The 14,385-nt window shown below is 75.1% G+C and carries 17 protein-coding genes and 1 riboswitch; of the genes, 8 read left to right on the top strand and 9 right to left on the bottom strand.

What is annotated here, in order from left to right; translation table 11 throughout:
- Positions 1-5 precede the first annotated feature (5 nt).
- Genes MY526_RS17185 through MY526_RS17175 form a run of 3 tightly spaced genes read left to right on the top strand, consistent with a single transcriptional unit; the run spans position 6 to position 3,153 of the window.
- Complete coding sequence (locus tag MY526_RS17185; protein WP_436693817.1) at positions 6-974, top strand: ABC transporter substrate-binding protein; 969 nt, start codon at positions 6-8, stop codon at positions 972-974.
- Positions 975-1,000: 26 nt separating this feature from the next.
- A complete protein-coding gene (locus MY526_RS17180) occupies positions 1,001-2,005 on the top strand; it encodes an ABC transporter substrate-binding protein (protein WP_436704661.1) in 1,005 nt (334 codons plus the stop codon).
- Between the two features lie 35 nt (positions 2,006-2,040).
- The gene (locus MY526_RS17175) at positions 2,041-3,153 is read left to right on the top strand and encodes an FAD-dependent oxidoreductase (protein WP_436704659.1); all 1,113 of its coding nucleotides are present in this window, start codon (positions 2,041-2,043) and stop codon (positions 3,151-3,153) included.
- 18 nt (positions 3,154-3,171) lie between these two features.
- Here the strand turns inward: MY526_RS17175 and MY526_RS17170 are convergent, their stop codons facing one another.
- Both MY526_RS17170 and MY526_RS17165 read right to left on the bottom strand, forming a co-directional pair.
- Positions 3,172-3,660: a beta-class carbonic anhydrase gene (locus tag MY526_RS17170; protein ID WP_436704658.1), complete on the bottom strand. Its 489-nt coding sequence runs from the start codon at positions 3,658-3,660 to the stop codon at positions 3,172-3,174.
- 31 nt (positions 3,661-3,691) lie between these two features.
- Positions 3,692-4,675: a sulfotransferase gene (locus MY526_RS17165; RefSeq protein ID WP_436704657.1), complete on the bottom strand. Its 984-nt coding sequence runs from the start codon at positions 4,673-4,675 to the stop codon at positions 3,692-3,694.
- A gap of 77 nt (positions 4,676-4,752) precedes the next feature.
- Here MY526_RS17165 and MY526_RS17160 point away from each other — a divergent pair, with 77 nt between their 5' ends.
- Positions 4,753-5,679 (top strand): hypothetical protein, encoded by a 927-nt coding sequence (locus MY526_RS17160; RefSeq protein ID WP_436704655.1) that lies wholly within the window; start codon positions 4,753-4,755, stop codon positions 5,677-5,679.
- A 5-nt stretch (positions 5,680-5,684) separates the two neighbouring features.
- Here the strand turns inward: MY526_RS17160 and MY526_RS17155 are convergent, their stop codons facing one another.
- Complete coding sequence (locus MY526_RS17155) at positions 5,685-7,055, bottom strand: aminotransferase class V-fold PLP-dependent enzyme (protein WP_436704653.1); 1,371 nt, start codon at positions 7,053-7,055, stop codon at positions 5,685-5,687.
- A gap of 29 nt (positions 7,056-7,084) precedes the next feature.
- A riboswitch (SAM riboswitch) is annotated at positions 7,085-7,198 on the bottom strand.
- A gap of 229 nt (positions 7,199-7,427) precedes the next feature.
- Here MY526_RS17155 and MY526_RS17150 point away from each other — a divergent pair.
- The 4 genes from MY526_RS17150 to MY526_RS17135 all read left to right on the top strand — a co-directional run bounded on the left by MY526_RS17150 (position 7,428) and on the right by MY526_RS17135 (position 10,793).
- Entirely contained in the window at positions 7,428-8,537 is a 1,110-nt protein-coding gene (locus tag MY526_RS17150) for an LLM class flavin-dependent oxidoreductase (protein ID WP_436693810.1), read from the top strand.
- Entirely contained in the window at positions 8,534-9,034 is a 501-nt protein-coding gene (locus tag MY526_RS17145) for an NADPH-dependent FMN reductase (RefSeq protein ID WP_436693809.1), read from the top strand. The genes MY526_RS17150 and MY526_RS17145 overlap by 4 nt, the downstream gene beginning before the upstream one ends.
- A gap of 1 nt (position 9,035) precedes the next feature.
- Complete coding sequence (locus tag MY526_RS17140) at positions 9,036-10,136, top strand: LLM class flavin-dependent oxidoreductase (protein ID WP_436704651.1); 1,101 nt, start codon at positions 9,036-9,038, stop codon at positions 10,134-10,136.
- A 111-nt stretch (positions 10,137-10,247) separates the two neighbouring features.
- The gene (locus MY526_RS17135) at positions 10,248-10,793 is read left to right on the top strand and encodes a cysteine dioxygenase (protein ID WP_436693807.1); all 546 of its coding nucleotides are present in this window, start codon (positions 10,248-10,250) and stop codon (positions 10,791-10,793) included.
- 65 nt (positions 10,794-10,858) lie between these two features.
- On the opposite strand, the gene MY526_RS17130 is transcribed toward MY526_RS17135, so the two are convergent.
- The 6 genes from MY526_RS17130 to MY526_RS17105 are packed head-to-tail and all read right to left on the bottom strand — an operon-like array spanning position 10,859 to position 14,382.
- A complete protein-coding gene (locus MY526_RS17130) occupies positions 10,859-11,716 on the bottom strand; it encodes a class III extradiol dioxygenase family protein (RefSeq protein WP_436693806.1) in 858 nt (285 codons plus the stop codon).
- Positions 11,709-12,077, bottom strand: coding sequence for a protocatechuate 4,5-dioxygenase subunit alpha (gene ligA, locus MY526_RS17125; protein WP_436693805.1), 369 nt, complete (start codon positions 12,075-12,077; stop codon positions 11,709-11,711). Before ligA ends, MY526_RS17130 begins: the two co-directional genes overlap by 8 nt.
- Positions 12,067-12,276 (bottom strand): hypothetical protein, encoded by a 210-nt coding sequence (locus MY526_RS17120; RefSeq protein ID WP_436693804.1) that lies wholly within the window; start codon positions 12,274-12,276, stop codon positions 12,067-12,069. The genes ligA and MY526_RS17120 overlap by 11 nt, the downstream gene beginning before the upstream one ends.
- Complete coding sequence (locus MY526_RS17115) at positions 12,276-12,551, bottom strand: muconolactone Delta-isomerase family protein (protein ID WP_436693803.1); 276 nt, start codon at positions 12,549-12,551, stop codon at positions 12,276-12,278. Before MY526_RS17115 ends, MY526_RS17120 begins: the two co-directional genes overlap by 1 nt.
- 29 nt (positions 12,552-12,580) lie before the next feature.
- Positions 12,581-13,285: an alpha/beta fold hydrolase gene (locus tag MY526_RS17110; RefSeq protein WP_436693802.1), complete on the bottom strand. Its 705-nt coding sequence runs from the start codon at positions 13,283-13,285 to the stop codon at positions 12,581-12,583.
- On the bottom strand, positions 13,282-14,382 hold the full coding sequence (locus MY526_RS17105) for a Rieske 2Fe-2S domain-containing protein (RefSeq protein WP_436693801.1): 1,101 nt from the start codon (positions 14,380-14,382) through the stop codon (positions 13,282-13,284). The genes MY526_RS17110 and MY526_RS17105 overlap by 4 nt, the downstream gene beginning before the upstream one ends.
- Positions 14,383-14,385 lie beyond the last annotated feature (3 nt).

The raw sequence follows: 14,385 nt of genomic DNA, 5'->3' as shown, positions 1-14,385 counted from the left end.
ACACCGTGACCGCCCGAACCCGACGAGCCCGCCTCGTCCCCCTCCTGGCCGCCGTGTCCGTGCTGGCGCTGGGGGCGTGCACCAGCACCGCCGAGATCGAGGAGCAGGCCCGCACCGAGGAGGGCACCGCGCTCGCCGTCGACACCGGCCCGGACCAGGACCGCATCCACACGACGGCGAGCGAGGAGGCCATCGGCCTCCTGCCCGACGGCGCCTTCCCCGACGGCGTGCTCCGGGTCTCCATCACCCAGGGCGCGGTGCCGCTGGGCTTCTACGCCGACGACAACGAGACGGTGATCGGCAGCGAGACCGACATCGCCACGCTGGTCGCCGACGCCCTCGACCTGGAGCTGGAGCTGGTCGTCAACGACTGGTCCAACTGGCCGCTGGCCACCCAGTCCGGCGAGGTCGACGCCACCATCTCCAACGTCACGGTGACCGAGGAGCGCAAGCAGCTGTTCGACTTCTCCTCCTACCGGGTCGACCAGCTCGGCTGGCTGGTCGCCGCCGACAGCGGCCTGGAGCTCGACGAGGCCGCCGACATCGCCGGGCTCACCGTGGCGGTGGGGTCGGGCACCAACCAGGAGCAGATCCTGCTCGCCTGGGACCAGCAGAACCGGGACGCCGGCCTGGAGCCGGTGACCATCGACTACTACGAGGCCTACAACGACGCCGTCCTGGCGCTGCAGTCCGGCCGCATCGACACCTACTTCGGCCCCAACGCCACCGCCGCCTACAGCGCGGCCGTGGCCCCCGACGACTTCGCGATCGCCGGGACGGTCAACGGCGGCTGGCCGGACACCGCCAACATCGCCGTCGCCACCGCCAAGGGCAACGGCCTGGCCGAGGCGTTCACCGCGGCGATCAACCACGCCATCGAGGACGGCACGTACCAGCAGGTGCTCGAGCGCTGGGGCCTGGAGGCCGAGGCGATCGACCGCGCCGAGACCAACCCGCCCGGCCTGGGCGCCTGAACGCACCGCAGACGAGGAGCACCCCGATGACCCGAACCCGCACGCGGGCGCGCCGGCCCGCCGCCGCCCTCCCCGTCCGCACCGCCCTGGTGCTGTCCACCGTCGTGTTCCTGTCGGCCTGCACCAGCTCGGCGGAGATCGAGTCCGAGGCCCGGACCGAGGCCGCCGCCGCGGAGGGGACCACCACGGTCCTGGAGGTGGACACCAGCCCGGAGCAGGCCGGCCGGGTGCACACCGACGAGGACCCCGACGCCGCCGCGCTCGTCCCGGCCGACATCGCCGAGGACGGGACGCTCACCATCGGCGTGGCCGGGGCCGGCGAGCCGCCGCTGGGCTTCCTGGCCGACGACAACGCCACCGTCGTGGGCAGCGAGGTGGACATCGCCTCGTTGGTCGCCGAGGCCCTGGGCCTGGAGCTCGAGGTGGTCAACGTCGCCTGGGAGCAGTGGCCGCTCGGTGTCCAGAGCGGCGACCTGGAGGCGGTGTTCAGCAACGTCGGCGTCAACACCGAGCGGCTGCAGCTGTTCGACTTCGCCACCTACCGCGAGGGCGTCATGGCCTTCAGCGCCCGGCCCGACAGCGGGCTGTCGATCGAGGAGGCGGCCGACGTCGCCGGCCTCACGATCGCGGTCGGCTCCGGGACCAACCAGGAGCGGATCCTGCTGGACTGGAACGCGCAGAACGAGGCGGCCGGGCTGGAGCCGGCGCAGCTGGAGTACTTCGCGAACTCGGCGGACACCCTGCTGGCGCTGCAGTCGGGCCGGATCGACACCTACATCGGCCCGAACCCCACCGCGGTCTACCAGCAGTCGGTCGGGGACGTCGAGATCGTCGGCACGGTCAACGCCGGCTGGCCCAACACCACCTACGTCGCCGCGACGACGCTCAAGGGCAACGGCCTCGTCGACGCCGTCCAGGCGGCGCTGCAGCACGTCTTCGAGGACGGCACCTACGGCGAGACACTGGACCGGTGGGGCCTGTCCGACGAGGCGGTCGACGAGCCGGTGGTCAACCCGGCGGTGGGGTCCTGACGGCGGCCGGGCCGGGCACGCCCCGGCTCACCGACGTGGTCGTGGTGGGCGGCGGCGTGATCGGCTCGGCCACCGCCTGGGCGCTCGCACGGCGCGGGGTCGGGGTCGTGCTGCTCGAGCAGTTCGGCCCCGGCCACGTCCTCGGCGCCTCGCACGGCCGGTCCCGGATCTACCGCAGCACCTATCCGCAGCCGCACCACCAGGCGCTCGTCGCCGAGGCACGACGGCTGTGGGCGGAGCTGGAGACCGAGACGGGGGCGACCGTGCTGCACCCGGGGCCCGGCGTGGCGACCGCCGCGCCCGGCCCCGGCGCGGACCGGCTGCGCGAGACGGCCCGCGCGATGGACCGCGCCGGCGTCGCCCACGAGTGGCTCGCGCCGGCCGAGGCCGGGGAACGCTTCGCGGGCATGCGGTTCCCGGGGCCGGTGCTGCTCGAGCCGCACACGGCCGGCCGGGTGGACGCCGACGCCGCGGTCGCCGCGCTCCAGGCCGCCGCGGCGGCGCACGGGGCCGCCGTCCGCCACCACCGGCGGGTCACCGCGGTCGAGCCGGACGGGGACGGCGTGGTCGTGCGCTGCGCCGCCGGTGCGGCGGTCTCCGCCCGCGCGGTCGTGGTGGCCGCCGGCGCGTGGGCCGCCGACGTCCTCGGCGACCTCGTCCGGCTGCCCCCGCTCCGGGTCACCCAGGAGCAGCCGGCGCACTTCCGGCCGCTCGACCCCGGCCTGGAGTGGCCGGCGTTCACCGCCGACCCAGACCCGGCCGAGGGCTGGCCGAGCGGCGTGTACGGGCTGGCCAGCCCCGGGGAGGGCGTCAAGGTCGGGTTCCACGGGACCGGCCCCGAGTGCCACCCCGACGCGCGGACCTTCGCGGCCGAGCCGGGGCAGCTGGCCCGCCTGCAGGAGTACGTGCGGCGCTGGCTGCCGGGCCTGGACGCCGACGCGCCGGAGCCGGTGTCGTGCACCTACACGAGCACGCCGACCGGCGAGTTCGTGCTCGACCGCGTCGGCCCGGTGGTGGTGGCCGCGGGGTTCAGCGGGCACGGCTTCAAGTCGGCGCCGGCGACGGGGCGGGTGCTCGCCGATCTGGCCCTGGGCACCCCGGCCGGCGCCGAGGCGTTCGCCCTCGCCGGGCACGCCGTCCGGACCTGACCGTCCGCCCGGCGCGGGTCAGACGACCTCGCTGAGCCTCCCGGTGGCCACGTCGAAGACGAACCCGCGGACGCTGTCCTTGACCGGGATGAAGGGGCTGTCGAGGATGCGCTGCCGCTGCGCGCGGACGTCGTCCTCCAGCTCGGGGAACGCCTCGGAGTGCCAGTCCGGGCGGATGCCGCAGTCCTGCTCGATCGCGGTGCGGAAGTCCTCGTCGGAGAAGGTGAGCATCCCGCAGTCGGTGTGGTGGACCAGCACGATCTCCCGGGTGCCGAGCAGCCGCTGGCTGATGGCCAGCGACCGGATCTCGTCGTCGGTGACCACACCGCCGGCGTTGCGGATGACGTGCGCCTCGCCCTCGGACAGGCCCAGCGCGCGGTAGACGTCCAGGCGGGCGTCCATGCAGGCCACCACGGCGACCTGCCGCGACGGCGGGAGCGGCAGCGGGCCGCGGAAGGCCTCGGCGTAGCGGGCGTTGGCCTCGAGCAGCTCGTCGGTGACGGACACGGCAGGTCCTCCTCGGGACGGGGTGGGTGGGTCAGCGGCCGGCGGTGCCGGCCGAGCGGGAGCGGAAGTCGCCGCGGCCGGTGTCGCCCTTCCAGTCGGCGAAGGACTCGCCGGTGAGCTCCTCCAGCAGGGCGATGTCCGGCAGCAGCGGGCCGAGGACCTCGCGGCGCACCTCGACCGGCATCGGCGGCCGCGGCGACCGCCCGGCGTGCAGGGCGGCGAGCAGCGGCCGGCTGGCCTGGCGCCACACCTGCGGCGGGGCGTAGGCGCCCAGCGCGGCGCCGGCGCGGGTCAGCCGGGCCAGGACGCGGTACCGGGCGGTGTCGGCGACGTGCGGCTTGACGTTCTCCGGCGGCACGACGTGCGCGACGCCCGGCTCGACGCCCAGGAACGTGCTGACCCGGTCCAGCGCCTCGCGCGGGGTGTCGACCACCTGCCGGTAGCGGAGCAGGCACACGTTCTCCCGGGGCACGCTCTTGTACAGGTCCCGCAGCTGCTCGCCGTAGCGCCCCAGCCCCCGGTAGTGCCAGAACGGCGCCCAGCCCTCGGCGATCCGCCGCTCCTCGAGCCGGACGGCGGTGCGGAAGTCCGCCTCGGGCTCCAGCCCGTCGGCCCGCAGGTGCACCCAGTTGGACCAGGCCCGGTCGACCGGGTCGCGGACGACGACGACCACCTTCACGTCCGGGACGTCGGCGGCCAGCCGGGCCTGGGCGGCGCGGTCGTAGAGGTAGAACGGCGTGCTCTCCCCGCGGACGGCGTCCTCCGGGGCGGCATCGAACAGCGCCAGGTACTCCTCGCGCCGCCAGATCCACTCCTGGGCGCTGTGCGCGTCGCCGGGCCCCCGCTGCCCGCTGCGCGGCGGCGGCCGGCCGTCGGTCAGGTAGTACTTGGGCTCCTTCACCGGCGACAGGTACAGCCCCGGGTGCGTGGCCAGGGCCGCGTGCAGCGCGGTCGTCCCGGCCTTGGGCGCGCCCGCGATCACGAACTGCGGACCTCGCTCGCTGGGGTCACTCATCAGGGCCTTCCTCCTGTGTCGTCGCCGGGTGCATGCACACTGGGCGGGCCGTCCGCCCGAGATCCCGGAGCCGCAGCGTGCCGTCCTCCCCCGCCCCGACGTCCGCCATCCGTCTCCCGGACGCGTCGTCGTTCTGGTCCGACGCCGAGGTCGTGCTCGCACCGGACGACCCCCGCCCCGGCTCGTGGACCGGCGGGCCCTCGGCCCAGCTGGTCGACGGCACGTGGTGGCTGGCCGCCCGGCTGCGCCGCCCGGTCGGTGAGGGCCGCGGCTTCGCCAACACCGTGTCGCGGTCCGACGACGGCCGCCACTTCACCGAGGTCGCGCGGGTCCGGAAGGACGACTTCGGCGCCGACTCCCTGGAGCGTCCGGCGCTGGTGCACACGCCCGAGGGCCGCTGGCGGCTGTACGTCAGCTGCGCGACGCCGGGCACCAGCCACTGGCGGGTGGACCTGCTCGAGGCCGGCCGCGTCGAGGACCTCGCCGCGGCCACTCCCCGCACCGTCCTGCCCGGCAGCGACGGCGAGGCGGTCAAGGACCCGGTGGTCCGGTTCGACGGCCGGCAGTGGCACCTGTGGGCCTCGGTCCACCCGCTCGACGACCCGCACGCCACCGACCGCATGACCACCGAGCACGCCACCAGCCCGGACGGCGTCGAGTGGACCTGGCGCGGGACCGCGCTGGCCGGCACGCCGGGGAGCTGGGACGCCCGCGGCGTGCGGTTCGCCGCCGTCGTCCTGGACGGCGACCGGACCTGGGCCCTCTACGACGGCCGGGCCACCGCGGCGGAGAACTGGGAGGAGCGCACCGGCCTGGCCGTCGCGAACGGCGACGGCCGGTTCCGCGCGGCTCCCGACGGCCCGCTGCTGCAGAGCCCGCACCCACCCGGCGGGCTGCGCTACGCCGACGCGGTGGCCCTGCCCGGCGGCGGCACCCGCTGGTTCTACGAGGCCACCCGCGCCGACGGCGCGCACGAGCTGCGCACCGTCCTGCTGCCGGGCTGACACGGTCACTTCCCGGGGGAGCCGCAGCCGGCTCCCCGGGTGACGGCCCCCGGGTCCGCGCCGGCCAGGCCGGCCAGGGGGCGGGGGTCGTCGGCCGGCGCCCACCGCCCCGACCGGACGGCGTAGTCGACCGCCGGCCCGCGGTCGAGGAAGGCGGCCAGGCCCTCGAGGAGCCGGTCCACGTCGGCCGCGGTGGTGGCCAGCCCCACGCTGGCCCGCAGCGCCCCCTGCGGCACGCCGAGCCGGGCCAGCAGCGGGTGCGCACAGAACCGGCCGTCCCGCACGCCGACGCCGTGCTCGGCGGACAGGACGGCGGCGACCAGGCCCGGGTCGGCCCCGTCGACGGTGAACGAGACGACGCCGGTGGGCGCGGTCGAGTCCGGCCAGATCCGCAGCCGGCGGACGCCGGGCAGGGCGTCGAGCCCCGCCTCCAGCCGGTCCCGCAGCGCGAGCTCGTGGGTCTCGAGCGCGCCGTCGGGCAGCGCCGCCAGCGCGTCGCAGGCGGCGGCCAGCGCCACCGCCCCCAGCACGTTGGGGGATCCGCCCTCGTGCCGGTGCGGGGCCGCGGCCCACGTCGTCCCCTCGACGGTCACCTCGTGCACCGCCCCGCCGCCGGCGAGGTGCGCCGGCGCGTCGTCCAGCCAGTCCCGCCGGCCGACCAGCGCGCCGGTGCCGAAGGGGGCGTAGAGCTTGTGGCCGGAGAAGGCGACGTAGTCGGCGCCGGTCGCGGCCAGGGAGAACCGGCGGTGCGGCACCAGCTGCGCGCCGTCGACGGCGACCCGGGCCCCGGCGGCGTGCGCCAGCTCGACGACGTCGGCCAGGGGCAGCGCCTCGCCGGTCACGTTGGACGCCCCGGTGACCGCGACCAGGGCGTAGCGGCCGCGCACCAGCTCCGCGGCCAGCTCGCGCAGGGTCGCCGTCACCGTCGCCTGCGTGGGCAGCACGGTCGTGGCGGCCCGGCGCTGCCACGGCAGCAGGTCGGCGTGGTGCTCACAGTCGAGGACGAGCACCCGATCCCCGGCGGGCACGCACCCGGCCAGCAGGTTGAGCGCGTCGGTCGTGTTCCGCGTCAGCACGCAGACGTCGTCGACGCGGGCGCCGACGAAGCCGGCGACGGTGTCCCGCGCCGACTCGTAGAGGGCGGTCGACACCTGGGAGAGGTAGCCGGCGCCGCGGTGCACGCTGGCGTAGAGCGGCAGCGCCTCGGCCACCCGGTCGGCGACGGCGACCAGGGCGGGCGTGCTGGCCGCGGTGTCCAGGTCGGCGTACGGGGCGCGGCCGGCGGGCACCAGCGGCACCTCGGTGTCCGCGCCGACGACCGGCAGCAGCGGGCAGCCGGCCGGAGCGGCGGGACGGGACAGGACAGCGCCGGTCACGGGGCCTCCTCGGTTCGGGGACCCGTGCGGGCCCGCGCTTGCGGACGCCGGTCGGCGCCCGCCGGGTCGTCACCCGGGGCACCCCATCGCGGAGGGAGGGTTGCCGGCCAGCGAGCCGGGGCTTGTCGCTGGCGCTCTTGACCTGCCGGGCAGCGTGACATGCGACCCGGTTACCCGTCAAACCCGATCGAGATGGTAGAGATATGTCCGTGCCCGCCGTCCTCACCTCGACCGCCGCCGCTCCGCGGCTGGTCCGGCGTGTGCACGTGGACCTGGGCCGGGTCTGGTCCGCGCGCTGTCGCTGACGCCGCCCCGCGTCCCCTCCCCCGGCCGCCCGTCCCGCGCGGCCCCCGTCACCCCTGAGGACCACCCGTGCCGATCGAGTTCCTGGGCATCGCCGCCACCAACGACGGTTCCGAGACCACCCCGCGCTCCGGGCCGAGCTTCGACAAGGAGTTCACGCTGCGGCTCGGCCGCGCACACGAGGACTGGGGGTGGGACCGCGTGCTGTTCGCCTACGGGTCCGGCTCCCCCGAGCCGTCGGCGGCCGCCGCGTTCCTGCTCTCGCACACCGAGCGGCTGCAGGTGCTGCTGGCCCACCGGCCCAACGTCAGCTACCCGACCTTCGCCGCGAAGACCTTCGCCACGCTGGACCGGATCGGCGACGGCCGGCTGACCGTCCACTTCATCACCGGCGGCACCGACGCCGAGCAGCGCCGCGAGGGCGACCACCTGACCAAGGACCAGCGCTACGGCCGCACCCGCGAGTACATCCAGATCGTCAAGAAGGCGTGGACCTCGCACGAGCCCTTCGACTGGGACGGCGAGCACTACCGGTTCGCCGACTTCGTGAGCGACACCTTCCCGGTGCAGCAGCCGCGGCCCGACGTCTCCTTCGGCGGCTCGTCGGAGGCCGCCTACGCCGCGGGCGGGGCCGAGGCCGACGTCTACGCGCTGTGGGGCGAGCCGCTGGCCGAGACCGCGGCGCAGATCGAGCGCGTGCACGCGGCGGCCCGCGCGGCCGGGCGGACGACGATGCCCCGCATCCAGGTCGCCTTCCGTCCCATCATCGCGCCGACCGAGGAGCTGGCCTGGGAGAAGGCGCACCGCACCGTCGACCGGATCGCCGCCCGCACCGGCGGCGGCGCGCAGCCGCTGACCCGGCGGCACCCGCTCACCGAGCCGGAGAACGCCGGCTCCCAGCGGCTGCTGGCGATCGCCGAGCGCGGCGAGCGCTTCGACCGCGCGCTGTGGACGCCGACGGCGACGGCGACCGGCGGCGCGGGCAACTCCAACGCGCTGGTCGGCACCCCCGAGACGGTCGCCCAGGCGCTGCTGGACTACGTGGACCTCGGCGTGGACATCATCTCGATGCGCGGCTACGACCTGCTCGGGGATGCCATCGACGTCGGCCGGTACGTGCTGCCGATCGTGCGCGAGGAGGTCGCCAAGCGCGACGCCGCCGCGGCGGCCGCCCCGTGAGCACGATCGCGGTCGTCGGCAACCCCAAGCCGCACTCCCGGACCCGCGCCGCCGCCGAGCACGTCGTCGAGCGGCTCACCGGCGCCCCGCCGGACCGCGTCGTCGACGTGGTCGACCTCGGCTCAGGCCTGCTCGGCTGGGGCGACCCGGCGGTCGAGGAGGCGGTCGCCGCGCTGCGGGCCGCCGAGGTCGCCGTCGTCGCCAGCCCCACCTACAAGGCGACCTACACCGGCCTGCTCAAGCTGTTCCTCGACCAGGTCGGCACCGGCGACCTCGCCGGCGTGGTGGCGGTCCCGCTCATGCTCGGCGCGGGGCCCGCCCACGCGCTGGCGCCGGACCTGCTGCTCAAGCCGGTCCTGGTCGAGCTCGGCGCCACCACGCCCACCCGCGGGCTCTACCTGCTCGACAAGACCTGGGACGCCCCCGGCCCGCTGGACGACTGGCTGGCCGTCGCGGGACCGCAGGTGGCGGCGGCCCGCACCGCCGGACGGCGCTGACGTGGAGGTCTCCTGGTTCCTGCCCAGCCGTGGCGACGGCCGCGACGTCGGGCCGGCGACGACCGACCGCGGGCACAGCGCCGCGGCGCTGCGCCGGCGGCCCACCCTGGAGTACCTGGCCGCGGTGGCGCAGGCCGCCGAGCAGGCCGGGTTCGCGGCGGTGCTCACCCCGACCGGGTCCGGCTGCGAGGACGCGTGGGTGGTCTGCTCCGCGCTGGTGCCGCTGACCTCCCGGCTGCACTTCCTGGTCGCCTTCCGGCCGGGCTTCGTGCTCCCGACCCTCGCCGCCCAGCAGGCCGCGTCGTTCCAGCGGCTGTCGGGCAACCGGCTGCGGCTCAACGTCGTCACCGGCGGGGACCCGGTGGAGCAGCGCGCCTACGGCGACTTCCTCGACCACGACGCCCGGTACGCCCGCACCGGCGAGTTCCTCGAGGTGCTGCGCCGCTGCCTGGCCGGGGAGCGGTTCGACGTCGCCGGTGAGCACTTCGCCGCGCGCGACGCCGGCCTGGTCCGGCCGCCGGACGTCGTCCCGCCGGTCTACCTGGGCGGCGCCTCCCCGGCCGCGGAGGAGGTGACCGCCCGCTGGGTGGACCGGTACCTCACCTGGGGCGAGCCGCCGGCCATGGTCGCGCCGCGGCTGGACCGGGTGCGGGAGCGGGCGGCCGCGCACGGCCGCACCGTCCGGTTCGGGATGCGGCTGCACGTCGTCGCCCGGGACACGCCGGAGCAGGCCTGGGCCGAGGCCGACCGGATGCTGGCCGGGATGCCGGCGTCGGCGATCGCCGCCACGCAGGAGCGCTTCGCCCGCATGGACTCCGTCGGCCAGGCGCGGATGACGTCGCTGCACGGCGGCGCCGCCGGCGACGGCGCCCGGTCGCTGGAGGTCGCCCCCAACCTGTGGGCGGGCATCGGCCTGGTCCGCGAGGGGGCGGCCACCGCGCTGGTCGGCAGCTCCGAGCAGGTGGCCGAGCGGCTGGCCGAGTACGCGGCGCTGGGCGTCGACGAGTTCGTCCTGTCCGGCTACCCGCACCTCGAGGAGGCGTGGCGGGTCGGCGAGGAGGTCCTCCCCCTGCTGGCCCGCGAACCGGTGGGTGCCCGGTGAGGCTCACCCGCCGCACGGCGGTGGACCTGGTGCGGACGGCGAGCGCGCTCTGTCGCGGCTGCTGAGCGCCCCCGACCTCCAGACCACCCCGAACTCCCCGAGGAAGACCCCGTGACCCGTTCCCTGCTGTCCCCTGCCCTGTCCTCCGTGCTGTACCGCCCGGACGACACGACCACCCTCCGCACCGGCGCCGCCGCACTCGCCGCCGCCCTCGCCGCCGCGGAGGCCGCCTGGTCCCCGCTGGTCGAGTACCGGCCCGAGAGCCGCTGGAGCGCCCTGCTCGACCAGGGGCTCGCCGCCGACGTCCTCGACCCGTCCCTGCACCCCGAGCTGGCCCGCGCCCAGGTCTGGCTGCTGTCCTGGCTGCCCGGCCAGGGCACCGGGCTGCACGACCACGGCGGCTCCGCCGGCGCCTTCGCCGTCGTCCGCGGCACCCTGCGCGAGCGCGTCGGCGCCCGGGAGGACGCCGCCGAGCTCACCACCGGCCGGGTGCGGCACTTCGGACCGCACCACGTGCACCAGGTGCTCAACGGCGGCGCGGAGGCCGCGGTCAGCGTGCACGTGTACACCCCGCGGCTGACCGTCATGAACACCTACCGCGTCGACCGGGGCGCGCTGCAGCGCACCGGCACCGAGCGGGCCGGCGTCGACTGGTGACCGGCCGCTGAGACACCGCCGGGCCGCACCGCTGAGCAGAGGCGGTGCGGCCCGGCGGTCCGCTCTCAGGCCGGCTGCGGCACCCGGTTGTCGAACAGCGCGATCGCGGCCGCGGTGTTGGAAGCGGGGACGAAGTAGTGCGAGTGCACCTTCGTCACCTGCTCGTTCATGGCACCGCGCATGATCAGCCACATGATCATCTCGATGCCCTCGGAGCCGGCCTCGCGGATGTAGTCCTGCCGGGAGAGCGCGGTCAGCTTGGCCGGGTCCTTCTCGATGGCCTCGAGGAACATGTGGTCGAAGTCGGGGTTGATGTAGCCCGCCCGCGCGCCGGCCAGCTGGTGGGACATGCCGCCGGTGCCGAGGATCGCCACCTTGACGTCCTTGGGGTAGCTGCGGATGGCCCGCCCCAGGGCCTGGCCCAGCGCGTAGCAGCGGGCCGCCGTCGGCTGCGGGTACTGGATGACGTTGACCAGCAGCGGGATCACCGGGCACGGCCAGGCGTCCCCGGGGTCCGGCGTCCACACCGACAGCGGGACGGTGAACCCGTGGTCGACCTCGAGCTCCTGGAAGACGGTGAGGTCGAAGCCGTCGTCGACCAGCTGCTCGAGCAGGTGCAGCGACAGCTCCGGATCGCCGACGACGTCGGGCACCGGGCGCTTGCCGAAGCCCTCGTCGGCCACGTCGTACCGCTCGGCGGTGCCGATGCCGAAGGTCGGGACGATGTCGAGGTCGATGCCGTTGGCGTGGTCGTTGTAGATCACGATGGCCACGTCCGGCTCGTGCTCGGCCAGCCACTCGCGGGCCGGCGCGTAGCCGTCGAACAGCGGCTTCCAGAGCGGGTCCTCGGTCTTGCCCCGGTCCATCGCCGCCCCGATCGAGGGGACGTGCGACGTCGCCAGGCCCCAGATCACCTCAGCCATCCCGCCGTCCTCCCGCACGCATCGCCGCCACGAACTCGTCTTCGGTCATGCCGCTGAACACACCACCGAGGTACTGCATCGACCGGCCGTCCATCATGGCCAGCTTGTACACGTAGAAGATGCTGCCGCCGAGGTCGATCATCGCCTGCCAGTCGCGGTCCAGCACAGCCTGCTTCTGCTCGGCGGTCAGCCGGAACTCGTCGCAGTAGGCGCCCTCGTCGGCGAGGAACCGCTCCCGGTTCTCCGCCGAGCGCAGGCTCATGAACAGCTTGTTCATGCGGAACCCGCGCCGGCTGGTCTGCCCGTCGAAGACCGGGGTCCCCGGCAGGTCGAACCGCCCGGCCGGCGTGTCAGAGCTCATCGGTGGACCTCCCGTTCCCGGCACCCGGTGCCGCGGCGTCATTCTCCTCGCCGCCCTGGTGCTCGTGGTCGTCCAGCCACTCCCACATGAGCCGCGGGTGCGGGCTGGACCAGGTGAGCCCGCACCAGCAGGTCCCGTGCATCTCGCCGTCGTACTGGCGGAAGGTGATGCGCAGCTCCCGGCCGGTGGACGTCGTCATCAGCGCTCCTGGGGGTGCTGGGCCAGCGCCTCGACGTGCACGTCGAGCCACGGCGACATGGGCAGGGACACCAGCGCGTCGTGCAGGGCGGCCGGGTCGGCCGCCTCGTACAGCCCGATGGTGGCGTTGCGGCCGGGCACCCGCCACAGCCGTTTGAGGATGCCCGCCTCCCGCAGCTCCATGGCACGGGCCCGCTCGGCGGACCGCAGCTCCTCCCGCCGCTCGGCGGGGGTCTCCGGAGGCAGGCGGTTCTCGGAGCGGACGAGGAACTCCACGGTGGTCTCCTGGGGGTCGGGGACGGCGGTCAGCGGGCGAGGTCGAGCAGGACGTCGGCGAGCGCCTTGGGGGCGGTGACCATCGCCTCGTGACCGGTGTCGAGCTCGTGCACCGGCCAGCCGCGTGCGCGGGCCCGCTCGGCCTGGGCCTGGAAGACCCGCATCCAGGTCACGCACTCGACGAACGCGGCCGGCACCGCGTCGGCGGCGCCGGTCAGGTCGAGCCGGTCGAGGTAGGTCTTCCACGGGTGCGGGGTGAGCTTCGGCGTCAGCCAGTCGACGTCGGCCTGCTCGGTCACGCCCAGCACCGACAGCTTGCGCACCGGCACCAGCCAGCCGAAGCCCTGCTCGGCCGCGGACTCCGCCCAGTGGTGCTCCACCTGCTCGGGCAGCAGGTCGCGCGCCGCCTCGCCGTCGTCGCCGACGAAGGCGTCGAGGTACACCCGCTTGGCGATCGCGTCGGGGCGCCGGTCGGCGACCGCGGTGACGATCTGCCCCGCGTAGCTGTGCCCGACCAGGACGACGTCGCGCAGGCCGAAGGTGTCGATCAGCCGGACCACGTCCTCGACGTGGGTGTCCAGCCCCACCAGCGGCGAGAGCAGGTGACTGCGCTCCGACAGCCCGGTCAGCGTCGGGGCGTGGACCTCGTGGCCGGCGCCGCGGAGCAGCGGGGCCACCCGGTCCCAGCACCAGCCGCCGTGCCAGGCCCCGTGGACCAGGACGAACGTGGTCATGCCTGGCCCGCCGGCTCCGGGGTCGGGGCGGCGGTCGCCGGGCGGGCGGGGCGCGCCGGCCGGGCCGGGGCCTCGCCGCGGGCGGCCGCCTCGGCCTTGGCCATCTTCTCCAGCAGCCGGCGGCCGCGGATGCCCGCGACGTCGGAGCGGATCGAGGACTCGACCATCCCCGGGTCGGTGGCGACCATCAGCTCCTGGATCTCCAGCGCGTCGACGTCCTCCTTCATGACCGCCAGCTGCTGCTTGAGCTGGAACTCCGACAGCTCGGCGTCGTCGATCTTGTAGTCCCGACCGAGGGCGAAGAAGTCGTGCGTGGTGGTCTCGGTCTCCGGCGTCATGCCGTAGATGACCTTCATGTGGAAGCCCTCGGGCTCCTCGGTGCCGGTCGGGGCGATCCGGATGTTGAGGATGAAGATGCCCGGCGCGTAGAAGTCGCCGTCCTGCCAGCGGTCGATGTTCGTGGTCACGCCCATCGAGGAGCGGTAGAACGGCGGGGCCTCGATGTCGACCATGTGCCGGATGAAGGACACCCGGTTGCCCTCGCCGATCACGTCGATCGGGGTGGCGGCGACCGCGGCGTTGCCGATCGAGGTCGGGTGCAGGAACGTCTCGTGGGTCAGGTCGAGCAGGTTCTCCACCAGCAGCACCTGGCGGGACTTCAGCCCGACCGAGCCGTGCACGTGGGTCCAGTTCTCGTCGGTCAGCCAGGACACGTCCGGGATGTCGGCCGGGTCGGCCTTCTCCGGGTCCCCGGGCCAGATCCACACGATGCCGTAGCGCTCGACCACCGGGAAGCGGTGCACCGTCGCGCCCTTGGGCAGGTCCGGCTGCTCGGCGACCCCGACGCACGCGCCGCCGGCGTCGATCTTGTAGCCGTGGTAGTTGCAGGTGATGACGTCGTCGTCCTCGAGCCGGCCCAGCGACAGCGGGTAACGGCGGTGCGGGCAGCGGTCCTCGATCGCGTTCACGCTGCCGTCGGACAGCCGGTAGAAGCAGACCGGCCGCCCGCAGATCCAGCGCTGCATGAGCGTCCGGCCGACCTCCTCGGTCCAGGCGCCGAGGTACCAGCCGTTCATGACGATGGGGTTGGCTGCCATCGG

It is taken from the genome of Geodermatophilus sp. CPCC 205761 (assembly GCF_051383655.1).
In the GTDB taxonomy this organism is placed as follows: Bacteria; Actinomycetota; Actinomycetes; order Mycobacteriales; family Geodermatophilaceae; genus Geodermatophilus.
This window is presented reverse-complemented; position numbering and strand designations above follow the sequence as displayed.